The following is a 20,264-nucleotide window of genomic DNA, read 5'->3' as shown; positions in this document are numbered from 1 at the left end:
CGACGCGTGCGACCACTCTGCGTGGAAAAGCGGGCTTCGAAGGCGTCGACAATGGACGCCAGTATCGAGCTAAACCGGAAATTCAAATCAGTTCTCCATTTAAGGATGAGGTTGTGCGCAACTTGACTGGAAGGCCTGTTTCGCGCGTGCGAGGAAGAGCTCAAGATAGCCGTTGGGGTCCTCGAAGGCTTCACGCACTTTCGGTACGAACTGCGTGAAGTAGAAAAACTGGATGTACTGCAGCTCCAGCGCAAAGGCTTGACGTTTGAGTTCGGCGATGTAGGGTGGACCAAGGATCATGCGGGTGTTCTCGTACGCGGTGCGACTACGTTCCTGATACGCGAACACCTCGTAATCCACGACTTCCAGCGCCATTGCTTCGGCAGCGGTTTCGCGCGCCATCGCCGTACGCCCATCGGCATAGACCGGAGTAAAGGCGACGACGCAGCAGGTTTCTGTCGCGATGGGGAATTCGGTCAGCGCGAGGATGTAGCCGTCCTCGAGCAGCCACGGCACGGTCTTGATCTCCCAGGTCCGCACGGTGTGTGGCAATCGCCGATGCTCCAGGTACTCGTGCTGTTCGAACACCATGGCGTTGTGAATCGCGCGCTCGATCTTGCGGCCAAAACTCTCGATCCAGCCGGGCATGGGCGCATCGGGCCGCAATGGGCCATCGCCACCGTTGCCATCATCAGCACCAGTACGATGCGGATCGCCGTAGGCAGCAACCGGTGGTACATCTTCCGGGTCCTTGCTGTCGCCGTCGGTAGGTGTGTTCATGATGCGAGACCCTGAAGCACAGTCTGTGCAGCGCTCGCGCCAGCGTTGTTCAGTGCCAGCACACGCACCAGCTTCGAACTGGACAGTTCGATCAGGCTGTTGAGCGGATACACGACGCCATCTTCGGTGAGCTCCGCATAGACGTAGAGCGTGATCAGGCTGCTCTCGTTACCGTTGAGTACATCATCACTGGCCACCTGCACGCTAGCGAGGTCGTAGTAGCGCGAAAAAAAGGAGGTCAGCGCGGTCTGCAGTGCCGTGCAGGTGGCGGGAATGTTGCCTGCGTTCTTCGCGATAAGGTATTGCAGGCTGGTCACATTGCCGTTGAAGACATACGACTGGTTGGCCTGGCTCTCGTAGAGCCAGGCCATCAGCCTGTCGGCCTTTTGCTGGGGCGAAACGATCCAGCCGGCCGTCGAGAGTGTCGGAGCGGGCGTGGTCATGGCGGACAGCGATCAGTGGAGGGGAACCGGGCTAATGCAGCGTTGGCGCTCGCTCTGCAAAAAGCTCATCAACATCGTGCAACTCGTAATACCTGCCGCTCTGCCAGTCGCGAGCGAGCACGAACGCGATCTCGTTGAACCGGAGAAAGTAGACTGCCAGCGCCTCGCCAGAGGGCAGACGCATCACGCCGGCAGAACGGCGGAACGTGATTTCCGGATGGTCGCCGCCGCCGAGCTGCCGGAAAATGCATTCCAGGTAGCCCTCCAGCTGCTCGAAGGCACTGTCACTTGCTGCCCAGTCCCGGGCCCATTCGTGCAGGTCGTTGGGGGTCTGGATTTCATCGAAGTTCATCATTGACTCCTTGCCCGGGAGAGTGCGGGCGCTCTCCCGGATAGCGGACAGGCGGCTACAGCATGCCGCCCTCCTTGCTCGTGTGGTCTTCCTTGCCAGCGAGCGCGTAGGCACGGGCGAACTCGTGGGTATCGATGATGTCGCTTTGCTCGTCGAGTTCCAGATGCCGGTCGCCTTCCCTGAGGGGATCCCAGTACTGTTCGAATACCACCTGGCCGTCGGCCGTTACCTGCGCCACGCCGTCGTATATACGGCGCCAGTCGTAGTGGTCCTCGCCAGTCATGCCGGGGTCCATGTCGACATACGTGTCCGAGTAGCCATCGCAACGTTGCTGGTGATAGAGCCTGCGGGTTTCGGGCTCGGCCATGATCCAGCGCTGCATGGTCAGGGGCGCGTTCTGAAGCCTTCCGATGTCCCAGATCGTCTGGATCGTGTCGCTCATGAAGAGGCTGTCAACACGCCGCACGGCCGCACGCGCGAGCCGCATGGCTTCGGAGCCGTTGAGTGATTCGTAGAGGTTGCGCGCGGAGCTTACGAACTGCCGCCCGAATTCGGTCAGCCCGCTGCTCAATGCGCCACGGAAAGGCTCCAGCTGTTTCTGGAGATAGGCGACGGTGCCAGGATGCTGGCTGGTGCCATAAACGAGCGCATCAAAATCACTTTCGCCAGCGGCGGTGAGCATCATGGATGCCTCCGGGCATAACATTCAGACATGGTAAATTCTTCCTTGATTGATGGATTGCAGGTCATGCAGCTTCCGGGATGAGCGCCATGCGCTCCAGCACCTCGGGGTCGGGCGTGTCAGGTTCCGGCCAGTGCATCCAGTTGCTGATGGTGAGCACCACGGGCTTGGGCATGGAGAGGTTCTTGGAGAGGGCACGCGGTTCGTTCATGCTGAATGCGCTCTGGTGAGGCATCAGGCTGTACAGCGCATCGGTCAGCGTGTGGTCGAGGGTCAGCACGAGGTTCATCATGTCGCCGTCGAAGTCGGCATTCGGCCCCGTGACATCGAGAATGCTGAAGAAGACCGTCGGCACACTGACGTCGGTCGTGACACGCGTGATGAAGAGCAGCTGGATGCTTGCCCGGTGCAGGCTCGGATTGCGTTGCATGGTGACCGGCACGCCTGGCCACGGAGAACCCGCGATGATCCGCTGGAAAAGCAGGTCGAGCCTCTCGCTGTACTGGTTGACGTGCGCATTCAGATACGTCTCGGCTTCCCACGGCGTCATGCCCTCCCGCAGCAGGAAATTCTTCAGATGCAACTCGAACACCACGATACCCACGCTCCACGGAATATGGATTTCGGTATAGTCGTGCGGATTGGTGTTCGAACTGATGACGGCACGGAAGCTGAAGTGACAGCGTGTGCCGTAGATATTTTTGCGGGGCACGCCGGTCTTTGACGCGAGCAGCTCGCGCATCGCGGTGTCGTAATACTCGGCCGTCATGGCGAGCATGCGGATGGTGCGGTTTTCGCGCACGAGAGCGGAGTGGGGCGACACCGGTGAATCGATGCCCACCATCATGCGGATGGCGTCGACGGCGATCGGCGTCGTGCTGTCGGTGTAGCCGGCGTGATGCGTGTCTTCGAGCACGAGGAGCGACCGGTTCGGCAGCGGCATGTATTGCGAGAAGACACAGTGCCGGAACTGTTCGAGACAGGTCCTGAGAGGCGCGAGCTCCTTCTTTGAATAGTCCTTCAGGTTGAACAGGAACGCCATGATGGCGTCAAAGTTCTCCACAAAGTGGTTGTAGCCTCGCGGGGGGCCCGATGCGCGAATGGCTTCCATCACCGGCGGTTCCTTGACGGGCGCTTTCCACGTGCGGTCGCAGATCCAGCGGATCACATCGAAGCTGTTCTTCTGGAAGCCCTCGCGCAGCATCGTCCAGACGTGCGGGTTGATGAGGGCCTTGACGCCCTTCGGGGCACGCAGCCAGATGATCGGTTCCAGATCGCCCTGATAGGGGGCGATGACCTCGGTGTGACAATCGGGGCAGACCATCGCACGGATCTCGCGACCGTCGCCGAGCTTGTCCACGCCGAGCGTGTTGCCACACGCGCACGACGGGATGTTCGAGAGCAGGTCGGAGTGAATGAGGTCGTAGCGGGTGAAGATAAGCTTGTCGACATGCTCCTTTTCTTCAGTGGTCGTGTCGGGCAGATCATTGATGATGATCGGCTCCCGCGACGTGCGGTAGTGAAAGATCTCGTCGTGACTGACAAGCCGTTGACTGATAGCCACGTTGGTTCTCCAGAACGGGCATTTGGGGCAATCCGGGTGCTACACCGGATAGCCCGGTTCAATAAAAAAATGCCTATCGTTCGACCGTTCCATGTTCATTGCGCCGGGACGTCCTTGCTGCGGCGGAAAAAAGACCGGCAGGGAATCCTCCCCCTGCCGGCAGCTTGGAGCCATCAGCACATGAAACGGTTAAAGCCTGCACGGTTGCCGAACTGCTGCGACGGCGCCGTGTATCCCGACGCGAAGAACCCGAGGTTGACATTGGGATCAAGCGCGGCATCGGCGATGAACGGATTGACCGAGCGCTGATATTGCCGCTGGCCGAGCACCGATGTTTCGAGGCTCATCTTGACGCCGAGCTCGGAGAACGACATCAACGCGGCGGCGATAACGTCGCTCTCGAACGTGGTGCGCCGCGCGAAGCCCGTGCACACGACCGAAGGCCCGCACACGGCCTCGATGATCTTCCAGCGCTTGGACAGACGCAGATTCAGCGGCAGGTTGACGTTCGAGAAGGTGTCCGACCAGGTCAGCACTTCCTCGTGGTTGTTCACACCCGCGAGGTTGAGCATCGCCAGATAGTCCACATAGCGCAGGTCCTTCTTTTCGCCGTTGCGGTCGATGAAGTGCCCCAGATGGATCCGGTTGAACTCGTCGGTCACGAGGCGCGCGTCCTCCGGCGCGATGTGCGGCAGATTCTTCATCCTGCGCAAGGCCTCGAAGTGCTTGAGGAACAGGCCACTGGTCAGTTCCATCAGCGCTTCGATGATCATGATGTTGGCGATTCTCCGGTTACGGGAATTGCTGTCCCCGGCGAGCAGGAGCGCCTCGCACTGGTAGGTATCCGGGCCGCACTCGTGGAGATCGGCCGAGATGATCATCTGCGGACGGATCGAGTTCGCGATGAAGCGATGAAACTCGCTGCCGTTCTGCCCGTTCTGCCGTGTGAACGAGTCGAGCGTACTGTCCACGGGCTTGCCAAAACCGGACGGGCTGTCCTCGTAGTTCACCTCGACGTTGATGCCGCCAATGTTTCCCCAGTCGACTTCACCGCTGGCGCTGCGGTTCAGCGACGCACGGAAATGCTCGGACCACAGGCCGTTCGCGAGGCAGGCCGCATTGACCGCCGCAAAGAGCCAGCCGCCAAGTGTCGGAACCTTTTCGGTGCCGCAACTCGTGATCACAATCCGCGGAAAGTACTTCCGGTAGCGCTCCGGATTGAGCCCGCCTGCCTGCATCTGCTGCGGCGAAATCCACTGGGCGTAAGGCATGCCCTGTTGTTCACTTGGCGACCAGACCAGATCCGTAAAAGCGCGCAGGGCCGAAACCGGGGTGTTGCGCGTCGTTCCCTCCTGCTGCCCCTGGATCGGCTGGCCCGGGATCGTGGTGCGAATCTCGATGTCGGAGCGCACCGGGTGACCCACGGCGTTGTAGATCTGCTCGTTGCCGAACGTCGGACGCACCGTCAGGGCCGCGTTGCCGACGGCCTCAGCCAGATTGAGGTCCTTCCAGCCGCCCGGCGCGTGACGCGCGAGTTCGAACACACATGCGTCGCTCGCGCTCTTCGCGAGCTTGCGCGCCAGATCCTTGTTCTCCGGGTTGAAGTCACGCGGTACCACGCAGACGCCGGCGCTCCAGAGCGGAATTTGCGGATAGACGCGCTCCAGACGGTTTCTGACTTCGGCGTCGAGTGTCGGATCGTTCATGTCACCCGCCACATGCCGCTCGTCGATGGTCTCGTTGGCGACAAAGCGCGAAGTAATTTCCAGCGGCGGCGCCGAGCCTTCGAGGATCAGCGTGTAGAAGGCGGCGCCGCGATCGAGCCACGCCCTGTTGCGCACCGCGATGACGATGACCGAGAACGCCAGGCGCGTCGCATCATCGCGATTGACTGGAACAATCTCCAGTTCATGTTCCGGACTGGCTGCCACGAACTGCGCCTTGAACATGTCGTGGATCTTTGCGAGCACCTCGCTCTCCGGGTGGCTGGAGAGCACCGTGGAGAAGAAGTGGCTGGAGCTCCCGAATGCGAACTGACCGCTCTGGCCAGCGGTCTGTGAGGCTGCGCCCTGCGTTTGCTGTTGCTGGGCGTCGGGATCTATTCCCTGATTGAATGCATGCACCATGCTCGGGTCCGAGCCAGCTTCGTGCGTTGCATTTCTCGAAGGTTGATTAACTGCCATGGCTTTTCCTTGCGATTGAGTTGAATTTACGCGTAAGTCGTTAGCAGTCCTGCTAATGACAATGGGGTGATATATCAGTGAAATTCCGTTGAATCGATCTACCGCTCGCCAGCGGCACAGGCTGGTTCAGCCTGCAAGCGCTGGACCAACGAAAAATCACATCTGCACGAAGAGAAATGACACGGCATTCCCTGGCCGGGCTCTTTCAGCCAGCCAGATGGAAAGAGAATGCGAACGTTCCCTCCAAAGGATATAGACGGACGAGGTAATTTCTTACCTGCCCCAGTCGTTTTCCGTTGGGCGAACAGCTACCCGTACACGCGTGCTGGCTTTGGGCGCCGGCACCGGGTCGCTTCAATGTTATGGGCGAATTTCTGTCATTCGATATATCGAACCATGCATGCGCTATTCAACCTGACACCACGCTCGCTCCAGGGCATCCAGGTGCCGGGAGCGTGGCACACCATCCGGGCTGGCCTGCGTCGAAATCTGGGGCAGGTCATCCGGTACTACCGGCACACGCCGGGGGCGGTCAAAAGCAGTCATCCGTTGGTGAAGCTGGTTCAGAGCGTCGATGTTCCGCTCTCACTCACGCTTGAGCGTTACCATGCCAATGTCGACGCGATGGCGCTCAATCTGTCGATGGCAATGAAAATGACTTCCTCGATATACAGGGGAAAAATCTGGAACGGCGAGTTCTACGGCGTGGGTCACGATGAGATCCTTGTTGCTCATACCGAGTACTTTGACCTCGCACTGGCCCATCGGGATTGGCGTAATGCCACACCTCTACGCGTGCTGAGACATGCACGAAGCGACCTTGAAATGAATTTACCCGACGGCCACTTCACAGGGTCGGAAACGGGAATGGCTGTAATCGCTATCAATCTCCCAATGCTGATGGTTCAGTATCGCGCCTTTCGTGAGGAAGAAAAGAGAAGGGCGGCCGGCGTGGATGAAAAATCCGTCACGATGTTCGTGCACAGGTTCGTGCTACCCAATATGCTGTTCAGTCAACTCGATCAAACGCTCCTTAACCGGATTCGCTGCCTGCAGGCGCGTGTACCTGCAGGGTGGTCGACAAGGAAACATCCGTTTGCCCTGACCGATTACTCGACCCGTCTAGATCACTGCTATGAAGAAATCCTAGTGGGACTCTCGAAGCAAGGCAAGAATTTCATCGGGATTTTGCAGGGCGTACCGGCCGCCGTGCGTCAGAACCTTGAAGAGGCCATGCACCTGCCCGCCATGGCACCTACGCGCCAGGTCATGTGGGCGCTCGCCATTGCGCGCCTGCCGATGCTTGACTTCGTTGTGAGCGCAGCGGGGGAACATCCTGGCGCGCGTAATCAGGCGGAAATCAATCTGTTGAACCGTACGTTTCTCGGCTGGCAGCAGGAGCGGCTCTTTGATGGCGTGATGGACGCTCTCACACATCAGGCCGTGATCGACGAACTCGATGGGATCCGCAGCAAAGCGAATCCTGCACGCAGATAGCAGACAGATCGCACGAATATTGCAAACACGCGGGACGCAATTTTCAGTAACGTGTCAGCGGCGTTGCGGTCTGTCGTTTCGTAATGGCTTCGCGCAGGCCTGATTCGTCGACGAGCTGGCAATACAGCTCACGCCCAAAATATGTCGCGCAGGTGCCAGCTTCCTGCCGGTTGATGATGACCTTCGCGGCAAAGCCTCGTTCAATCAGCGCATCACGCGCAGATTTGCTCGCGATATCGCCGTCGTCGACTGGCCCGTTTTCGATCAGCTGGATCAGCACGTCGGACCAGCCATCGGGGAGATCGTCCGTTTCGATGGGTGAGTTTTCCCAATGTTCGTGTGCGCGCTGGGCGTAGAGTGTCTTCATGATCGTCCCATGCATTCTGTTTATCGATGTGAAAAACACAAAAAAATGACAGACCGGAAAGGCGCGTGCAGGGCACAGGCGAACTAAATGGTCCATCTCAGGCGAACTAAATCATCTGCCATGGCCGCAGTGAAAACTGCGGCCTCCATGCCGTCAGCCTGGTTTCACGGCGGAGCTCGTGAGCGGTGGATAGTCATCGCTGACGAGGTGTGAGATCTGCCGGTTCTCCATCCCCACACCGAGACTTTCGAGCACAAGATAGAACGTCTTCATCGTGTCCTTCACGAGCTTCCTGATCGCTACGCGTTCGATAATTTCACGTGGAACGCCTCCAGCCTGAATGGATTCCTCGGGTACATAAAAAGTCGTCAGTGAACTCCTCCCGTTTGAAGCCAGCCACGCGCCAAGGCGTGCTGCCAGTTGCTGGTCAGCCATAGTTGCAAGCCATGCCTTGATGCGCGTGGGCGAGCCCATATCGACCGGAATCTTGATGGCTGTGTAGGGTGGTGCGGGTGCGACGCCGTATTTCGGTCCAAACGCAGCGTTCCAGAACAGATAGTGCGCGTAGACGGAACGCTCGGGCGGCAGGGTATAGGCCGCGGCAGGTTTGATCTGGCCGATGCGGAAGTACTCGCAGCTCGAGCGTTGCATGACGGAATCGATAATGTCGTGCTCGATCGCCGAAATCTCGCCGAGGATCTTTGTCAGCGACAGCTTTTTCTCGCTCGCGACCGTCGTCATGATTTCGATCATCAAGCTTTTTGCGCGGACGGTGATCGCAGGCGGAGCGCTCGATGACTTCAGATGCACACCCTTGATTTCGGCCTCCGCTTTCGCGTAGAGCTGGCCTTCGCGACAATCGATGTGGGCGTAGTAATGTTTGGCAACGGGAGTCGGCGTGAACGTGACAAACCGGTACTCATTTTTCATCACGGTATCGAAGAGACGCTTCTGCTCGACACCAAAGTTGGCAGACATTCGCGCAAGCAGGTGCGCGACGGTCATGGACGCAAGGAACACGAGCACGGCGGCCACAGCTTGAGAGCAGGCATCAAATCCGAGCCGGCCGTTGTTGAACCAGATGACCCACTCCTGTACGGTAAAGAGCGTCGAGTCGGTGTCGCCCATGAGCGCGACGCGCCGGATGCTTTCAGGAAATGCGGCTATCGAAGCCGGCACATTTTTTGTGACGAAGAAGGCGCGGATGAAATCCCGGTACTCCTCAAGCGTTGACTGGATGTGCTCGACGGTAGAGGCAACAATGCCCTGCGCGGGAGTCCCTGCGATGCTCTCGAGCTTCCTGCCCCGCATCTCATCCGGACATAGCTGTACGGCGAGTGCGACGATTTCGGCTGGCGCCGACCTGAGCACGGCGTCGGGTTCCGGGTGGGCCGTACCCACACGCGAAGCAAGTCTGCCGATGAAGGTGCGCACGACGGCCTCGTTGTATTGCCGCAGGTGGTAGAGGTCGCCTGTATATACGAACGCGGCGCGTTCGGCAGGTGTGAGTTTGCCGACGTATTGTTCAATCAGCTGCTCTTGCGACGGATCGCGGAAGTAGAGGCGCGTGGAACGCAGTATGCAGGCCATCGTTTCGGCGATATCGGGGTGCCGGATGCGATAGCGCGTCATGGCATCCTCGAGCGCATCGTAATCAGTGGCGTGGCGAATCGACGTGATGTTGTTCTTCGCGACGTCGGGCGACCAGTAATGACGGTTGCCTGCGAGCAGTTTCTCGTTGTTGGCCGAGCCGTAGCTTGCCGTGACACGGCAGTTCGACGTGAGGGTGGAGTGGGCCGACGGATTGAAGAGCGGTGTCGACGCGGAAACATGCGCTCCCGAGCAGGCGTTACTCGCCAGCTTCATGTTGGTCTGCTCGTTATCCTTGAGGATCTCGAGCAGGGTGTCGCCAACGCTGCGCGCCTGGAACATCGCCCGTTTGGCGATACCGCGTTGCACCTTGTTCGCACCGATGAAGCCAGTGAGCAACGACTCCCTGACGTGCGGATGCAGGTAGGTGGTAAAGGTTGGTGCGATGAGCTCCTGCTGATCGACCGCTGTCGCGAGAAAGGATTGCAGCGTATCGGTCTTGAGCTCCCGATCGCCGTTCGCGCTACGTTGCAGGTAGGTGACCTCCGGATCCTGAAAGGCAAACGCCCCGCCGCTCTGAAGATTCGATTGCACGAACCTCAGGCATTCACGGGGTGACTCGCCGGACATCGCCGAGAGATAGCTGACGGTCTGCCGTACATAGTGGCCGAGCACGTCGATATCTCGCGTGTACTGGTCGGCGGGAAGGACAAAGGGGTTGGCAGTGGCATGGCCCATGTTTCTCCATCCATCGGGTCTGATGGATTTATCGACACAGCATCCCCATGGCAGGTAAAAGTTTGCAGGAAACTTGATGCGCAAACCTCCTGCAAGTCCCGTTGCAGGACGGGCCGCACGGTATACTTCGAGTACTTTCCCAACTTCAGAAAAACATGAAACGTGTCACCGTCAGGCGCTCCTCCATCCACGGCAAGGGTGTGTTCGCGCTGCGTGCGTTGAATCCCGGCGAGCGCATCTTCGAATACAAGGGACTGGTGACAACATGGAAGGAAGCGTCACGCCATCATGAGCGGCGCGAGCAGGAGGCCCACACGTTTCTCTTCGGGAGATCCGATGGCCGGGTAATCGATGGGGGCCGCGGCGGCAACTCGGCGCGATGGCTGAACCACTCCTGCGCCGCAAACTGCGAAGCCATTGAAGAAGGGGATGGGCGCGTCTATATAGAGGCGACGCGTGACATCGCGCGGGGGGAAGAACTCTTCATTGACTACGCGCTCGAAGTGGGGGGCGAAACGGATCAGGCAACGCTTGCCGAATATGCGTGCCGCTGTGGCGGCAGGCAGTGCCGCGGGACGATGCTCGGTAGTCCGTGAGCATTCGCCATTTGGTGGTTGCGGCGAACGCACGGACACGCGACTGGCCGGCAAGAATCTGGCGAAACTTCGGGACGGCCGAGTCAAGATAAACCGTGTCTTTTCAGTAGAGAACACTAAGAACGATGGCTATCGAACTCGAAGAACATGCGAAGGCAGACGTTTGGAACCGGATTCTTCGCTCGGCCCTGGCTCTGCCTGGCGCGCGGATTGACCGTACTGGCTATCTCAGAAAGGAACTCCGCAAACACGTGGCAGAGGACGTGGTTGAGTTGGCGATCGCGAGCAGCCCGGTCAAGGCTGGAATCTCCTCCTCCCAGATTGGGAAGATCGCCAGTTCGTCAATCTCGTGGCATCGCACGGGTGTAACCGGCGCCTCGGTCGCAGCAGGCTTGCCTGGTGGCTGGTGGATGGCCGGCACGATTCCTGGCGATCTGACGCAGTTCTTCTGGCATGCGATTGTTGTTACGCAGAAACTCGCCTATCTGCATGGCTGGCCAGAGTTGTGTGCCGATGGTGAGGAACTGGATGACGAGACCCTCCATATCCTGACGATCTTCGTCGGTGTCATGTTCGGGGCGGCGGGCGCGAATACCCTGCTGAGCAGGGTGGCCGAAAATATTGCGAAAGAGGTTGCAGTCCGCCTGCCCCGAATGGCACTGACGAGGTGGGGCCTGTACAACCTGGCGAAAGAGGTCGCAAAATGGATCGGAGTTCGGTTGACAAAGCAGACATTCGCCCGGATCGCATCAAAAGCGGTACCGCTGGTCGGTGGCTTGGCGTCTGGAGCGATTACGTGGGTCAGCTTTTCGCAAATGAGTTCGCGTCTTGCCACTCACCTCGCGACACTTCATCCGCATACGGGCCGCTGAACGGGCGGGTTTTTGAGATTTCGCGGTAGCAGGTAACGCCTGGCGACCGCTCACGACCGAACCCGGGAGCTGGAGGTCGCGTGGCAGCTGCTGCACCGCAGCCTCGAACAGCCGTATTCTGCTCGAAGCACTGAACCAGTCAGGCGCTTAGGCGTCGCTTCTAACGCCTGTCGCAATACGTCGGTCGATTCATCGGTCATCTTCACCGCTGCGTTCACGTTGGCGGAAGCGCTTCACGTATGCGCTGTCGACCAGGTCGTCGGGGCCGAGGTCAAGGACGCAGTTGGCCAGCGTGGCGAGCGTGTTGTCTGTTGGTTTGAAGCCCTTGGGAAGCAGGCCATAGTTGTCTGCGCTGTTTTCGTCGATGGCAGCCAACAATGCCTTGAAGAAGTCGGCACGCGAGGGGCGCGCGGCGGCCGTGGCTGCAGCAGTGAGTGGGTCGGTGGCTTCCATGCCAGCGTGTTGGGCATCAGAAGCAATCACCTGGAGAAACTGGCTCAGTGACGGCCAGTACTTGAGGTCGAACTGCCCGGTAAGGGCACCCAGGCGGTCCTTGACGTAGGACTCAAACAGGTAGTTGCCCTCGGAGGCGGCCTCAATTACGTCGCAGACGTGATAGTGCGTATTGCTGCTGAACCCTGACGTGTTGTGCAAATCCGAACGACGCTCAAGCAGTCCAGCCAGCTCGGCCGCCTTGCTTGCAATTTGCCGGTTCACGTCGGCGAGATTGCTGCGCGCGGAGCGGGCTTCCGCGATCTTTTCGGGGCTCCAGAACGCAGCTGTACTCAGCAGCAGGTCGAGAAACACCTTGAGGGCGGGAGGACGCGGATGCAGCTTTTCGTGCAACTCCGTATAGGCTTCTTTTAGTTCAAGGCTGCGCGAAAGCAACCGATCCGCAACGGCATTCTCGCTGGGCAGGATGTGATGTTCGATGTTGTAGCTCTTTCCGTCTTTGAGGAGGGTTTCGCAGATCGCTTGAGGAGTCGCCGTCTGGGGTGAGAGCATGTTTGATCCCTGATGTTGAATGTTCTTCACAGCATATTTCGCCAATGCGGGCCTGTCGGTACCCCAAGCACAGTTTCGCAACGGCTTCCCAGGTACCTGCGGCGATAGCGGTGCCCTGGCCATGAGATGGCCGCTCCAGTCGAGGGAGCACTTTCACTCGCTGCGGAAGCGGCGATTAGTTCGACATGACATCAACGCGTTCATCGAAGGTGACCATTCCGATTGTCGGCGATCTGCATGGAGCTGTCGAACGACCGATCATGGCAGCCTACAGTCTGTCCGCGACCTGTCTCTCTGAAAATCCGCGGGAAAAAAAGGAGGTGGGCGCAGCGTCAGCTGCGCCCACCTCCACGCTGGAGAAGACAACGCGCCACCCGCCTGCCGGGCGCCATCACGCCCGGTCCCGTCACGGCCGACCCCAAGGATAAGATCGCCCTGGCAACTGCCGGCGCAGTGACTCGTCGTCTCCGGCGGCATTTCTCCAGTCCCCGCTGAAGTTCCTGCCTCGACGCGACGTTTCCACCGCGTCGGCCGGCAGGCAAACCGGACACTGCCGATGCCCTTTCTACCACCCGCAATTTCATGTTGAATTCAGCTCATAGAATGAGCGGTTACCCTGCACAGGATCGAGCATGCCTGTAAAAAGTGACCAAAAAAAGAAGCTTCGGGCCGGTGGCGTGATCCGGCTCAGGCGCTTGAGATAGAAACGTCGATTGCGGTGTAGCCGTTGCTGATCAGCGCGTTCTGCACGCCCTGGATATCGCTCGCCGTCACGTTGCTGATCAGTGCCGTGATGGTCTGGCTCGTGATGGCCTGGATGGTGCTTTCGTTAATCCATGGCATGCCAAGCGCCGTCACCGACCCCGACTGCGTCTTGATCTTGATGTAGTTGTACTGGGACGGATCGTTGGGCGTGCCCTGTGGCTCAAGCCAGGGCCAGACCTTGATATGCAGTCCCACCGTATCGACGACCTGGTTGGCGCTTTCCTGGTTCAGGATGCCCTGAACGGTGACATTCTGGAAATTGTTCCCGAGTACGGGAGCCGGATAGACATCGAAAGTGAGGACCTGTCCAATCTGGTAGTCATACGACATGACACCCCCGCGCGATTTCAGTACGGGCAATGAAAGAGAACGATGTCGTCGCCAAGAAAACAGTCGAACCCGTAATCGAGATCAATGAGCGGGTCGCCTGCATGAAACAGGCCATACGTCTTCAGGCGTTCAAAGAATTGATGGGCGAAGGATTGTGTGGCGTTGATAAGCCGGATGTGGATGGTGTGGCCAGGATCTTCCTCGAGTTCCGGAAGGGTCAGGCGGTGAATGTCGGGAAGCGCGGCGAGCCGGGTTGCACGCGTCTGGCCGTCGCCTTCCCATTCCATGAATACATCGAGAACCTGCCGGACAATCTCCTCAAGGCCGGTCTTCGAAAGATTGATGTCCTTTAGCTGGTGGCGGAAATCACGGATAAGATTTGCGGTAGGCAGCACTATCCGCGACGGAAGCTGTGCGTCGGGTTGTTGCCGTTGCATGATGGACTTCGGTGACGCCGCCGGATGGTGTCGCTCCACGCCCAGAGCTCCTCGTCGGTGAGATAGTCGACGGGACCACGCAGGACAAGCAGCGGCGCCATCAGGCGCTGCAGGATAACGGCGTGACCTAGCAGGTCAGCGAACTGGTAATGCAGGTAGCCATCGCGGTAAAGTCCGAGCGCGCAGACAAGTTCGTAGAGTCGCATGCCGACCCGGTACATTTCGTTGGCCCTGCGTGTGACGGCCTCGATGCGGGCCCTGCACTCGGCGTCCTTGTCGCAGTTCAGCGCCGTCGTAGCCCCCGCTTCCACATCACGTGGAATGAACTGCAAGGCATCCCGCACCATCTGCGCACACATACCGCTGAGTCTGTCACGAGCGCTCGCCTCGTACGCGAAGCAATCGATGATACGACCGATGAACTCGTCATAGTTTTCTTGGAGGTCTGGATAGCGGGTGAAGAGATCGTCAAGAAGAGGGCGTGTTTCGAGAATCACGCTTTCCGGATCACCCGTAGTTTGCAAAAATGAGTAGCCCATGGCCGTCACATGCCCTGAAGTGGTAAGGGAACATTCCTTCGCTGTCGTACAGACAGCGCCGGTTGAGTTCCCGGGTAATTGCGTAACCTGCCTCCATGACCAGCATCGCGAGCCGGTGCTGTTCGTGGCGCAGAAGCTCATGCTGGCCATAGAGGGCATCGCCATAGCCGACATCATTGGCGAACTCCCTCAGATCGTCGGTGGCAGAACAGCCCGCTAGGCTCACGCTTTCAAAAAGCTGCGTATAGAACGCGTCAATATCGGCCGTAGGCTTCGAGGGATGTTCCACCCACTCCCTGAGTTCCCGGAGCTCCCCCGGCGCGTCCATGACCATATACGGCGGGATGACACCTGGTTCGGTTTCGGCTGCCGTCTGCACGGTATTCATGCCATTCTCCCTGGCTAGCTTAGAAGACGCACATGAACGAGGAGGTCGGATCCAACCCAGCGCGGGCGGAATGCCTGACCCTGATGGTCGTCTGCGATTTCAAAAAAGCGCGTGGGCAGATGCAGGCGGAAAAGCCGTTCAACCGCATCCTCCATGGACTGCGCGGCGAAACGGATCACATCGAGATTGCTGAACACGAACCGTTCGTCGAACAGGGGCATGAATTCCTCTTCATCGCATGAGTCGCGATAACAGTCCAGGGCGTAGTCGAAATCCGCTTCGACCTTTCCGACCAGGCCCTTCGGATGACAGGCGAGAGAGAATGGACTGTTCGTTGAATGGATGAGCACCGCTTCCTTGAGGAGGTCCCGGATGCCATGCTCATAGAACACGAAGAACGGCTCATACTCGCGATACTCGTTGACGATTGGGCGTGTATCGAGAACGATTGCTTTCATGGCATCGACCTCGCGGCGGCGGCGGGCCGCAATCCGGTTATCGTCCTGTTTGTGGTCCTCATCGCGATAAGATCAAACTGACTCAGCAGGAAATCGAATTCACCGCGGTCGTTGAAGGCAGATTGCGGCAGGTGCTCGAGTATCAGGTCCAGCGCTGCCGAAAACATTTCGTGGTTGAGCGCCCGCGCGCATTCTTCATCAAGTCCCATCTGACGCAGCATCGCGAGGCTCTCGATCTGTGGACGGGGATGTCTCATGTAGCTGCGCCCGCCGGTCAGGACCTCGGTGAGCAGCACCGCGAGGTAATCCGACACATCGATTTGCCCATCCGGAAGATATCGGATGTTCTCGAACGCCCAGCCAGATTCGTCACCGGCCTGATATTCGTCGCTCGACAGGCACCCGATGATCCGGTGGCGTAGCAGGGTGACGATACTCGCGAACGAGATCAGCGTTGTGACGCGGGACACCGCCGGGTTCGTGGAAGCGGGTTGTCCGGTTGTCTTACCCATCTGGCTGCTCCGAAGTCTGTTCGCGCAGCGCGTCACTGAGCCTGTAGTACTGCACGATGCGCCAGTCGATAGATTGTTCAATGATCATGGTAGTGCGCTGGCGTCTGAGAAAATGGATGATCCACCTGTCGTGCCCGGCAAATTCCTTGACCTGACTTCTGAGGTCGCTTACGAGTAGCAGGACCTGATCGACGATCTCGAGCGCCTGGCGCCATTGCGGACGCACGAGATCCAGGTAGAGGGTGCAGGGGTCGGTGTTATGGCGCCGGTCAGCCGGATCACCGTAGTGCCTGAGCACCTCGCTGAGGGTGCGCTCGATGATCTCGATGGCGCGTACGGGATACGGTGAAACGTGTGAAAGGAACGGAATCTGGCTGACGGTGACAGCGACCTCGCCTTCAGTGTCGATGACTGGTGCACCCGGCTGGATATCCTCGATACGCGTAACGACGAAACGTTGCAGTCCCCCTTGCGCATCCATGCGCTGTTGGTAATACGATCGATCGGGCCGCATGACGGGCACGGCATGGCCGAGCGTGTAGATCCCGTCCGGGGGAGGAATCAGATACTCACCGAGAATTCTCTCGATAACAAATGCGGTTGGTAGGGGATCGATCACCAGTGACCGGATGACCGGATACTCGATTCTTGCATTCATGATGGTGAAAGACGGGTGGAGTGTCGAGGTGGTAGTGCAGGTACAGGTCGCGTCGTGTGAGTCTGAGCGTAAGCGTCTGGTCGCCGTATATGTCAGGCACCTTGATCAGTTCACGGGTGAGCCGCTCGAGCGAAAAGGGCAGTGCGTGCCTGAGCCGGTCGTGAAGTTCCGAATAGTTGCGATAGTTACGACGATGGTTGGCGATGACAACGCAGTTGCACTCCTCAATCTGGTGGGCAATCACCCATCGGAGCACATCTTCCTCGACACAGCCGGTGTGGGCATGCTGGGCGACCAGGTCACCCAGCCATGGCACAAGACTGTGCCGGTACGGGGTCACGTCCTGAATGAGCGTGGCCTGGTGAAACATGGTGATGGGCTCCCTGCGCAAAAGATGGCGACTGCTGGTATTAAAAGACTGCCGCGTGAAGATCGCATCCACCCTATTCATGATGGACGGCGCGAAAGCGATGCGCAACGTAATAACCGGTCGCGCATCGCCTGGCATCGCTAGAACATCATCTCGTACCGGGTCGTAATGACCCTGTCGTTATCGCGCGCAAGCACGTACACGCTGCCGAAATCGTCATCGGGCCATGGATCCGGATACTTTCCTGGTTCCGCGCCGAGCGACGCCAGGAGAGCGGGAATTTTGCTGTGGTGCCAGCAAATCACGATATTCCTGCCGGCATACTTCCCGGAGGGCATCCCGGATCCGTGGATGATGGAGCGCGCGATCAAAGCGTGAAAATCGTGCGGGCAGAAGACGTTTAGGGGAACGCCTTCAAGGCTTTCGAAAAGTGGCAGAACCGTGAGGAGCGGGTGCAAACCTTGCCGTGTCGGCTTGCAGGCGAAGATGTAATCCGGCTTGCCGAAATTGCGGGGGATGTAGGTGGCCAGATACCCCGCACGCCCCCGGCCAATCGGAGAAAGCCGTTGATCGTTTTCATGAGCGGGTTCTTCGGCGTGCCGGAATACGATGATTTTCCGTGGATAGTCATGCATGCTCGCACCTCGGAGGTTGTCACCCGGACTTTGCTGCGCCCGGACTCACCTTTACGGTTTTCCAGCCGTCGGCATTTCGCCCGACAAAATTCAGCGGCGGGCGAAATGTCCAGAGATTGGCGCCGGCTGCATTCATGACGTAGACATCGCCGTAGACAGGTATCTTGCTGGTGTATCCGGACTGCCAGACCTTCATGAACGGCCGTCCGTCATCGTCGTAGAAAAGCGAGATGCGTTCGCCTTCCACCATTTCACCGGGCAGACTCGCATTCCGGATTCCCTGGGTGTCACTCGTCATCATTCGGGCAAACATGAGGTTTCGTTCCTTGTGTGATAGTTCGGGAGGGTGTGCGTTGGTGCGGGTGCTACATGTGGCACGCATGGGGTTGGCGGTTACCCGTACCCCATGCGGGAAAACTGTGGTGTCGGTGGTTACAGTACTTACACCACGACGCCGTTATTCGCGCTCACGTCCCACGACGAGCTGATTGCATGAGCGGGAGTGCGGGCATCGCTTTGCTCCTGCATTTCCTGCAGTACCAGCTCCAGTTGCGCGGCGACATGGGGCAGCACGCCGTCCGAAATGACATAGTGGTACGGTGCCTTGAGATTGAGCTTCTCGGGTAGCGCCCCCTCCAGATAACCGACGTACTGCACTTCGGTGCGTACCGGCAGCGCCGGGTCATGGTCGGCCTGGGTGAGCGTGGCGATGCTAATGAGGTTGCCGAGCTCGTCCAGACTCGCCTGGCCTAGGTCGCCGATGAGCGTTAGTGAGGCGAGGGCGGGCTTGTACTTCGTCACTTTTGGGTAGCGCAGCCAGTGCTCGAGGTCCTTGGCGTCGAGCTCGCGGTTGCGCGCCGAGAAGAGCATGCACAAGGCAGCGACGACATGCTGGATACGTTTGTCGATCTGCGTGCGTGTCATTTCCGCGCTGTTTTGCAGATAGACGAGGTTGATCGGTTGTTCGCGCGCAACGGTGGCGACGCGGTCGTATGACTTGAGCGTGTTGAGGGTGTTCTGGGCAAATTTCCTCGTGCTGTCGTCGCCCACGCAGATCACGATGGTCGAGCAGTCGCGCGCGAGCAACTCCGAGACGATCGACGGGGCAATCACCGATCCAGAGCCGCCGCCCCCCGTGGAGAGCACGATGTTCAGATCCGCGGGCTTGAACTTCTGCAGGATGTCGCGCACGCGCTCGCTGATGGTGCCGAAATTTTCGGGGCGCTCCTGACCTGATCCTTCGACGGCACCTGGGCGGGTGACGAGAAAGAAGCTCTCGGGATCGATGTCGGAGCGCAGGTTGGCCCGCGAGGTGTCAATATATACGACGTCAAGCTGCGCGAACCGGTCGCTATTGTTGTTCGCGTTGGCGTAGCTATCGACCTTGTTTCCGATGTTTATGCCGCCACCGCCGCAGCTGAAAAGTCGAACCTTGCCGCGCGGGCGTTCTTGCATATCCATGCTTTTGTACCTCAATTGGGATTGGAAATGAGCCAGGCAACTGACTTGCCGGGCCCGAAAAGACACAGGGGGTAGCCGCCGTGAAACGGCGGATAGTGATGTGCGATATCTGCGAGGACAGGGGATTGAGTTTCAATACTCGGCGCGGCCGATCTGGTCGACGGCTACACCAAACTTCTGCGAGGCGAGGTCGTAGATCGAATGCAGGCCTACGGTGACCATGTCCGAGGAGTCCCCGCGGCGTAACCACGCCTGGGCCCAGCCGCCGACATAGCGATCGCCTTCGCTGCCGCAATCCATCATGACGAGCACTTCGCCCTCGGCGACGAAGGGCATGATCGTCTGACCGATATCGAGGTCGATATCCTTGCCTTCACCGTCAAGCCCGTGGGCAGGCCAACCCTGATCACGGCTATCGAAGAAGGCATACGTGCCCTTGCGCTCGCTGTGCTCACGGAAGGTGATGTTGAAAGGTTCGATTGCCTTGAGCAGACCGTCGACGTCGATGACGGTCACGTAGTTGGTACGTCCGGTGCCGGTATAGTCCATTTGTAACGTCCGAAATTGAGTGCGCGGTGTGAGAGACGTGATACCGCCGGTTCAGTGGAGCGCTTGGCTAATGTGACCGACCGGCACTGCGAACCGGTCAGCAGCAATGGCGTAGATGGAGTGGAGGCAGATCGCGACCGATTCGGTCTGGTCGGCATGTCGACGCCAGGCTTCGGCGCGACCACAGACGTAGTGGTGACCCTGATTGCCAGAATCCATGAGGACGAGAACTTCGCCGTCATGCACGAACGGCATGATTACCTTGCAGACGTTCAGTCCGATGTCGTTACCTTTGTCGTCAACGTGGTGGTCCGGCCAGCCGAGGCCATTGCTGACGAAGAAGGCATAGGTGCCGGCGAACTCGGGATGCTCGTGTACCTCGAGGTTGAAAGACGCGATGGCTGCGCGAAGGCCGTCGATGTCATTGATACTCACGTAGTTCGTACGTGCAGTGCCGTGGTAGTTCATTTCGCATCTCCAATGCCGGGTCGGC

25 protein-coding genes are annotated in these 20,264 nt (G+C 58.9%); 4 read left to right on the top strand and 21 right to left on the bottom strand.

All coding sequences use genetic code 11. The features are described from left to right. Positions 1-99 precede the first annotated feature (99 nt). From L0U80_RS30860 to L0U80_RS30835, 6 genes are all read right to left on the bottom strand, one after another. Entirely contained in the window at positions 100-780 is a 681-nt protein-coding gene (locus L0U80_RS30860) for a hypothetical protein (protein ID WP_233875071.1), read from the bottom strand. Then, positions 777-1,223 (bottom strand): hypothetical protein, encoded by a 447-nt coding sequence (locus L0U80_RS30855; RefSeq protein ID WP_233875070.1) that lies wholly within the window; start codon positions 1,221-1,223, stop codon positions 777-779. Before L0U80_RS30855 ends, L0U80_RS30860 begins: the two co-directional genes overlap by 4 nt. Before the next feature lie 31 nt (positions 1,224-1,254). After that, positions 1,255-1,578 (bottom strand): hypothetical protein, encoded by a 324-nt coding sequence (locus L0U80_RS30850; RefSeq protein ID WP_233875069.1) that lies wholly within the window; start codon positions 1,576-1,578, stop codon positions 1,255-1,257. Positions 1,579-1,630: 52 nt separating this feature from the next. Further along, the gene (locus L0U80_RS30845; RefSeq protein ID WP_233875068.1) at positions 1,631-2,260 is read right to left on the bottom strand and encodes a hypothetical protein; all 630 of its coding nucleotides are present in this window, start codon (positions 2,258-2,260) and stop codon (positions 1,631-1,633) included. A 61-nt stretch (positions 2,261-2,321) separates the two neighbouring features. Continuing rightward, a complete protein-coding gene (locus L0U80_RS31750; protein WP_233875066.1) occupies positions 2,322-3,821 on the bottom strand; it encodes a hypothetical protein in 1,500 nt (499 codons plus the stop codon). 173 nt (positions 3,822-3,994) lie between these two features. After that, a complete protein-coding gene (locus L0U80_RS30835; RefSeq protein WP_233875062.1) occupies positions 3,995-6,004 on the bottom strand; it encodes a hypothetical protein in 2,010 nt (669 codons plus the stop codon). A gap of 396 nt (positions 6,005-6,400) precedes the next feature. Between L0U80_RS30835 and L0U80_RS30830 the strand changes: the two genes are divergently transcribed. Next, complete coding sequence (locus L0U80_RS30830; protein ID WP_233875061.1) at positions 6,401-7,501, top strand: hypothetical protein; 1,101 nt, start codon at positions 6,401-6,403, stop codon at positions 7,499-7,501. A 43-nt stretch (positions 7,502-7,544) separates the two neighbouring features. Here the strand turns inward: L0U80_RS30830 and L0U80_RS30825 are convergent, their stop codons facing one another. Together L0U80_RS30825 and L0U80_RS30820 are read right to left on the bottom strand one after the other, a co-directional pair. Beyond that, positions 7,545-7,964 (bottom strand): hypothetical protein, encoded by a 420-nt coding sequence (locus L0U80_RS30825; protein ID WP_233875060.1) that lies wholly within the window; start codon positions 7,962-7,964, stop codon positions 7,545-7,547. Between the two features lie 57 nt (positions 7,965-8,021). Further along, positions 8,022-10,196 (bottom strand): family B DNA polymerase, encoded by a 2,175-nt coding sequence (locus tag L0U80_RS30820; protein WP_233875059.1) that lies wholly within the window; start codon positions 10,194-10,196, stop codon positions 8,022-8,024. 155 nt (positions 10,197-10,351) lie between these two features. Here L0U80_RS30820 and L0U80_RS30815 point away from each other — a divergent pair, with 155 nt between their 5' ends. Both L0U80_RS30815 and L0U80_RS30810 read left to right on the top strand, forming a co-directional pair. Next, positions 10,352-10,792 (top strand): SET domain-containing protein, encoded by a 441-nt coding sequence (locus tag L0U80_RS30815; protein ID WP_233875058.1) that lies wholly within the window; start codon positions 10,352-10,354, stop codon positions 10,790-10,792. Positions 10,793-10,917: 125 nt separating this feature from the next. Then, positions 10,918-11,664 carry a hypothetical protein gene (locus tag L0U80_RS30810; RefSeq protein WP_233875057.1) on the top strand — a complete coding sequence of 249 codons (747 nt, stop codon included), beginning with the start codon at positions 10,918-10,920 and terminating at the stop codon, positions 11,662-11,664. Between the two features lie 189 nt (positions 11,665-11,853). Here the strand turns inward: L0U80_RS30810 and L0U80_RS30805 are convergent, their stop codons facing one another. From L0U80_RS30805 to L0U80_RS30770, 8 genes are all read right to left on the bottom strand, one after another. Next, positions 11,854-12,699 carry a hypothetical protein gene (locus L0U80_RS30805; protein ID WP_233875055.1) on the bottom strand — a complete coding sequence of 282 codons (846 nt, stop codon included), beginning with the start codon at positions 12,697-12,699 and terminating at the stop codon, positions 11,854-11,856. A gap of 657 nt (positions 12,700-13,356) precedes the next feature. Continuing rightward, positions 13,357-13,764, bottom strand: a complete 408-nt coding sequence (locus L0U80_RS30800; RefSeq protein WP_233875053.1) for a phage DNA polymerase-associated SH3 family protein — start codon at positions 13,762-13,764, stop codon at positions 13,357-13,359. A gap of 17 nt (positions 13,765-13,781) precedes the next feature. After that, positions 13,782-14,201 (bottom strand): hypothetical protein, encoded by a 420-nt coding sequence (locus L0U80_RS30795; protein ID WP_233875051.1) that lies wholly within the window; start codon positions 14,199-14,201, stop codon positions 13,782-13,784. Further along, positions 14,159-14,740 (bottom strand): hypothetical protein, encoded by a 582-nt coding sequence (locus L0U80_RS30790; protein WP_233875050.1) that lies wholly within the window; start codon positions 14,738-14,740, stop codon positions 14,159-14,161. The genes L0U80_RS30795 and L0U80_RS30790 overlap by 43 nt, the downstream gene beginning before the upstream one ends. Continuing rightward, the gene (locus L0U80_RS30785) at positions 14,709-15,128 is read right to left on the bottom strand and encodes a hypothetical protein (RefSeq protein ID WP_233875049.1); all 420 of its coding nucleotides are present in this window, start codon (positions 15,126-15,128) and stop codon (positions 14,709-14,711) included. The genes L0U80_RS30790 and L0U80_RS30785 overlap by 32 nt, the downstream gene beginning before the upstream one ends. Positions 15,129-15,142: 14 nt before the next feature. After that, on the bottom strand, positions 15,143-15,586 hold the full coding sequence (locus tag L0U80_RS30780) for a hypothetical protein (RefSeq protein ID WP_233875048.1): 444 nt from the start codon (positions 15,584-15,586) through the stop codon (positions 15,143-15,145). Next, positions 15,583-16,098 carry a hypothetical protein gene (locus L0U80_RS30775; RefSeq protein WP_233875047.1) on the bottom strand — a complete coding sequence of 172 codons (516 nt, stop codon included), beginning with the start codon at positions 16,096-16,098 and terminating at the stop codon, positions 15,583-15,585. The genes L0U80_RS30780 and L0U80_RS30775 overlap by 4 nt, the downstream gene beginning before the upstream one ends. Continuing rightward, positions 16,091-16,756 (bottom strand): hypothetical protein, encoded by a 666-nt coding sequence (locus L0U80_RS30770; protein WP_233875046.1) that lies wholly within the window; start codon positions 16,754-16,756, stop codon positions 16,091-16,093. The genes L0U80_RS30775 and L0U80_RS30770 overlap by 8 nt, the downstream gene beginning before the upstream one ends. On the opposite strand from L0U80_RS30770, the gene L0U80_RS30765 reads away from it, so the two are divergent. Continuing rightward, positions 16,755-17,270: a hypothetical protein gene (locus tag L0U80_RS30765; protein WP_233875045.1), complete on the top strand. Its 516-nt coding sequence runs from the start codon at positions 16,755-16,757 to the stop codon at positions 17,268-17,270. The genes L0U80_RS30770 and L0U80_RS30765 overlap by 2 nt on opposite strands. Here L0U80_RS30765 and L0U80_RS30760 read toward each other — a convergent pair. The 5 genes from L0U80_RS30760 to L0U80_RS30740 all read right to left on the bottom strand — a co-directional run bounded on the left by L0U80_RS30760 (position 17,267) and on the right by L0U80_RS30740 (position 20,239). Continuing rightward, complete coding sequence (locus L0U80_RS30760) at positions 17,267-17,761, bottom strand: hypothetical protein (RefSeq protein WP_233875044.1); 495 nt, start codon at positions 17,759-17,761, stop codon at positions 17,267-17,269. The genes L0U80_RS30765 and L0U80_RS30760 overlap by 4 nt on opposite strands. Before the next feature lie 19 nt (positions 17,762-17,780). Further along, positions 17,781-18,074 carry a hypothetical protein gene (locus L0U80_RS30755; protein WP_233875043.1) on the bottom strand — a complete coding sequence of 98 codons (294 nt, stop codon included), beginning with the start codon at positions 18,072-18,074 and terminating at the stop codon, positions 17,781-17,783. Positions 18,075-18,202: 128 nt separating this feature from the next. Further along, the gene (locus L0U80_RS30750; protein WP_233875041.1) at positions 18,203-19,222 is read right to left on the bottom strand and encodes a hypothetical protein; all 1,020 of its coding nucleotides are present in this window, start codon (positions 19,220-19,222) and stop codon (positions 18,203-18,205) included. A gap of 132 nt (positions 19,223-19,354) precedes the next feature. Next, positions 19,355-19,771: a hypothetical protein gene (locus L0U80_RS30745; protein WP_233875040.1), complete on the bottom strand. Its 417-nt coding sequence runs from the start codon at positions 19,769-19,771 to the stop codon at positions 19,355-19,357. Between the two features lie 51 nt (positions 19,772-19,822). Further along, a complete protein-coding gene (locus L0U80_RS30740; protein ID WP_233875038.1) occupies positions 19,823-20,239 on the bottom strand; it encodes a hypothetical protein in 417 nt (138 codons plus the stop codon). Between the last annotated feature and the right edge of the window lie 25 nt (positions 20,240-20,264).

The organism is Paraburkholderia adhaesiva, from assembly GCF_021390575.1.
GTDB lineage: Bacteria > Pseudomonadota > Gammaproteobacteria > Burkholderiales > Burkholderiaceae > Paraburkholderia > Paraburkholderia adhaesiva.
The sequence above is the reverse complement of the archived record's forward strand: the minus strand, read 5'-3'. Positions and strand labels throughout refer to the sequence as shown.

Excerpts from the sequence above, each read along its gene's own strand:
- L0U80_RS30860 (WP_233875071.1), bottom strand. The coding sequence starts at position 780 with ATGAACACACCTACCGACGGCGACAGCAAGGACCCGGAAGATGTACCA.
- L0U80_RS30855 (WP_233875070.1), bottom strand. The coding sequence starts at position 1,223 with ATGACCACGCCCGCTCCGACACTCTCGACGGCCGGCTGGATCGTTTCG.
- L0U80_RS30850 (WP_233875069.1), bottom strand. The coding sequence starts at position 1,578 with ATGATGAACTTCGATGAAATCCAGACCCCCAACGACCTGCACGAATGG.
- L0U80_RS30845 (WP_233875068.1), bottom strand. The coding sequence starts at position 2,260 with ATGATGCTCACCGCCGCTGGCGAAAGTGATTTTGATGCGCTCGTTTAT.
- L0U80_RS30835 (WP_233875062.1), bottom strand. The coding sequence starts at position 6,004 with ATGGCAGTTAATCAACCTTCGAGAAATGCAACGCACGAAGCTGGCTCG.
- L0U80_RS30830 (WP_233875061.1), top strand. The coding sequence starts at position 6,401 with ATGCATGCGCTATTCAACCTGACACCACGCTCGCTCCAGGGCATCCAG.
- L0U80_RS30825 (WP_233875060.1), bottom strand. The coding sequence starts at position 7,964 with ATGGACCATTTAGTTCGCCTGTGCCCTGCACGCGCCTTTCCGGTCTGT.
- L0U80_RS30820 (WP_233875059.1), bottom strand. The coding sequence starts at position 10,196 with ATGGGCCATGCCACTGCCAACCCCTTTGTCCTTCCCGCCGACCAGTAC.
- L0U80_RS30815 (WP_233875058.1), top strand. The coding sequence starts at position 10,352 with ATGAAACGTGTCACCGTCAGGCGCTCCTCCATCCACGGCAAGGGTGTG.
- L0U80_RS30810 (WP_233875057.1), top strand. The coding sequence starts at position 10,918 with ATGGCTATCGAACTCGAAGAACATGCGAAGGCAGACGTTTGGAACCGG.
- L0U80_RS30800 (WP_233875053.1), bottom strand. The coding sequence starts at position 13,764 with ATGTCGTATGACTACCAGATTGGACAGGTCCTCACTTTCGATGTCTAT.
- L0U80_RS30795 (WP_233875051.1), bottom strand. The coding sequence starts at position 14,201 with ATGCAACGGCAACAACCCGACGCACAGCTTCCGTCGCGGATAGTGCTG.
- L0U80_RS30790 (WP_233875050.1), bottom strand. The coding sequence starts at position 14,740 with ATGGGCTACTCATTTTTGCAAACTACGGGTGATCCGGAAAGCGTGATT.
- L0U80_RS30785 (WP_233875049.1), bottom strand. The coding sequence starts at position 15,128 with ATGAATACCGTGCAGACGGCAGCCGAAACCGAACCAGGTGTCATCCCG.
- L0U80_RS30780 (WP_233875048.1), bottom strand. The coding sequence starts at position 15,586 with ATGAAAGCAATCGTTCTCGATACACGCCCAATCGTCAACGAGTATCGC.
- L0U80_RS30775 (WP_233875047.1), bottom strand. The coding sequence starts at position 16,098 with ATGGGTAAGACAACCGGACAACCCGCTTCCACGAACCCGGCGGTGTCC.
- L0U80_RS30765 (WP_233875045.1), top strand. The coding sequence starts at position 16,755 with ATGATGGTGAAAGACGGGTGGAGTGTCGAGGTGGTAGTGCAGGTACAG.
- L0U80_RS30770 (WP_233875046.1), bottom strand. The coding sequence starts at position 16,756 with ATGAATGCAAGAATCGAGTATCCGGTCATCCGGTCACTGGTGATCGAT.
- L0U80_RS30760 (WP_233875044.1), bottom strand. The coding sequence starts at position 17,761 with ATGCATGACTATCCACGGAAAATCATCGTATTCCGGCACGCCGAAGAA.
- L0U80_RS30755 (WP_233875043.1), bottom strand. The coding sequence starts at position 18,074 with ATGTTTGCCCGAATGATGACGAGTGACACCCAGGGAATCCGGAATGCG.
- L0U80_RS30750 (WP_233875041.1), bottom strand. The coding sequence starts at position 19,222 with ATGGATATGCAAGAACGCCCGCGCGGCAAGGTTCGACTTTTCAGCTGC.
- L0U80_RS30745 (WP_233875040.1), bottom strand. The coding sequence starts at position 19,771 with ATGGACTATACCGGCACCGGACGTACCAACTACGTGACCGTCATCGAC.
- L0U80_RS30740 (WP_233875038.1), bottom strand. The coding sequence starts at position 20,239 with ATGAACTACCACGGCACTGCACGTACGAACTACGTGAGTATCAATGAC.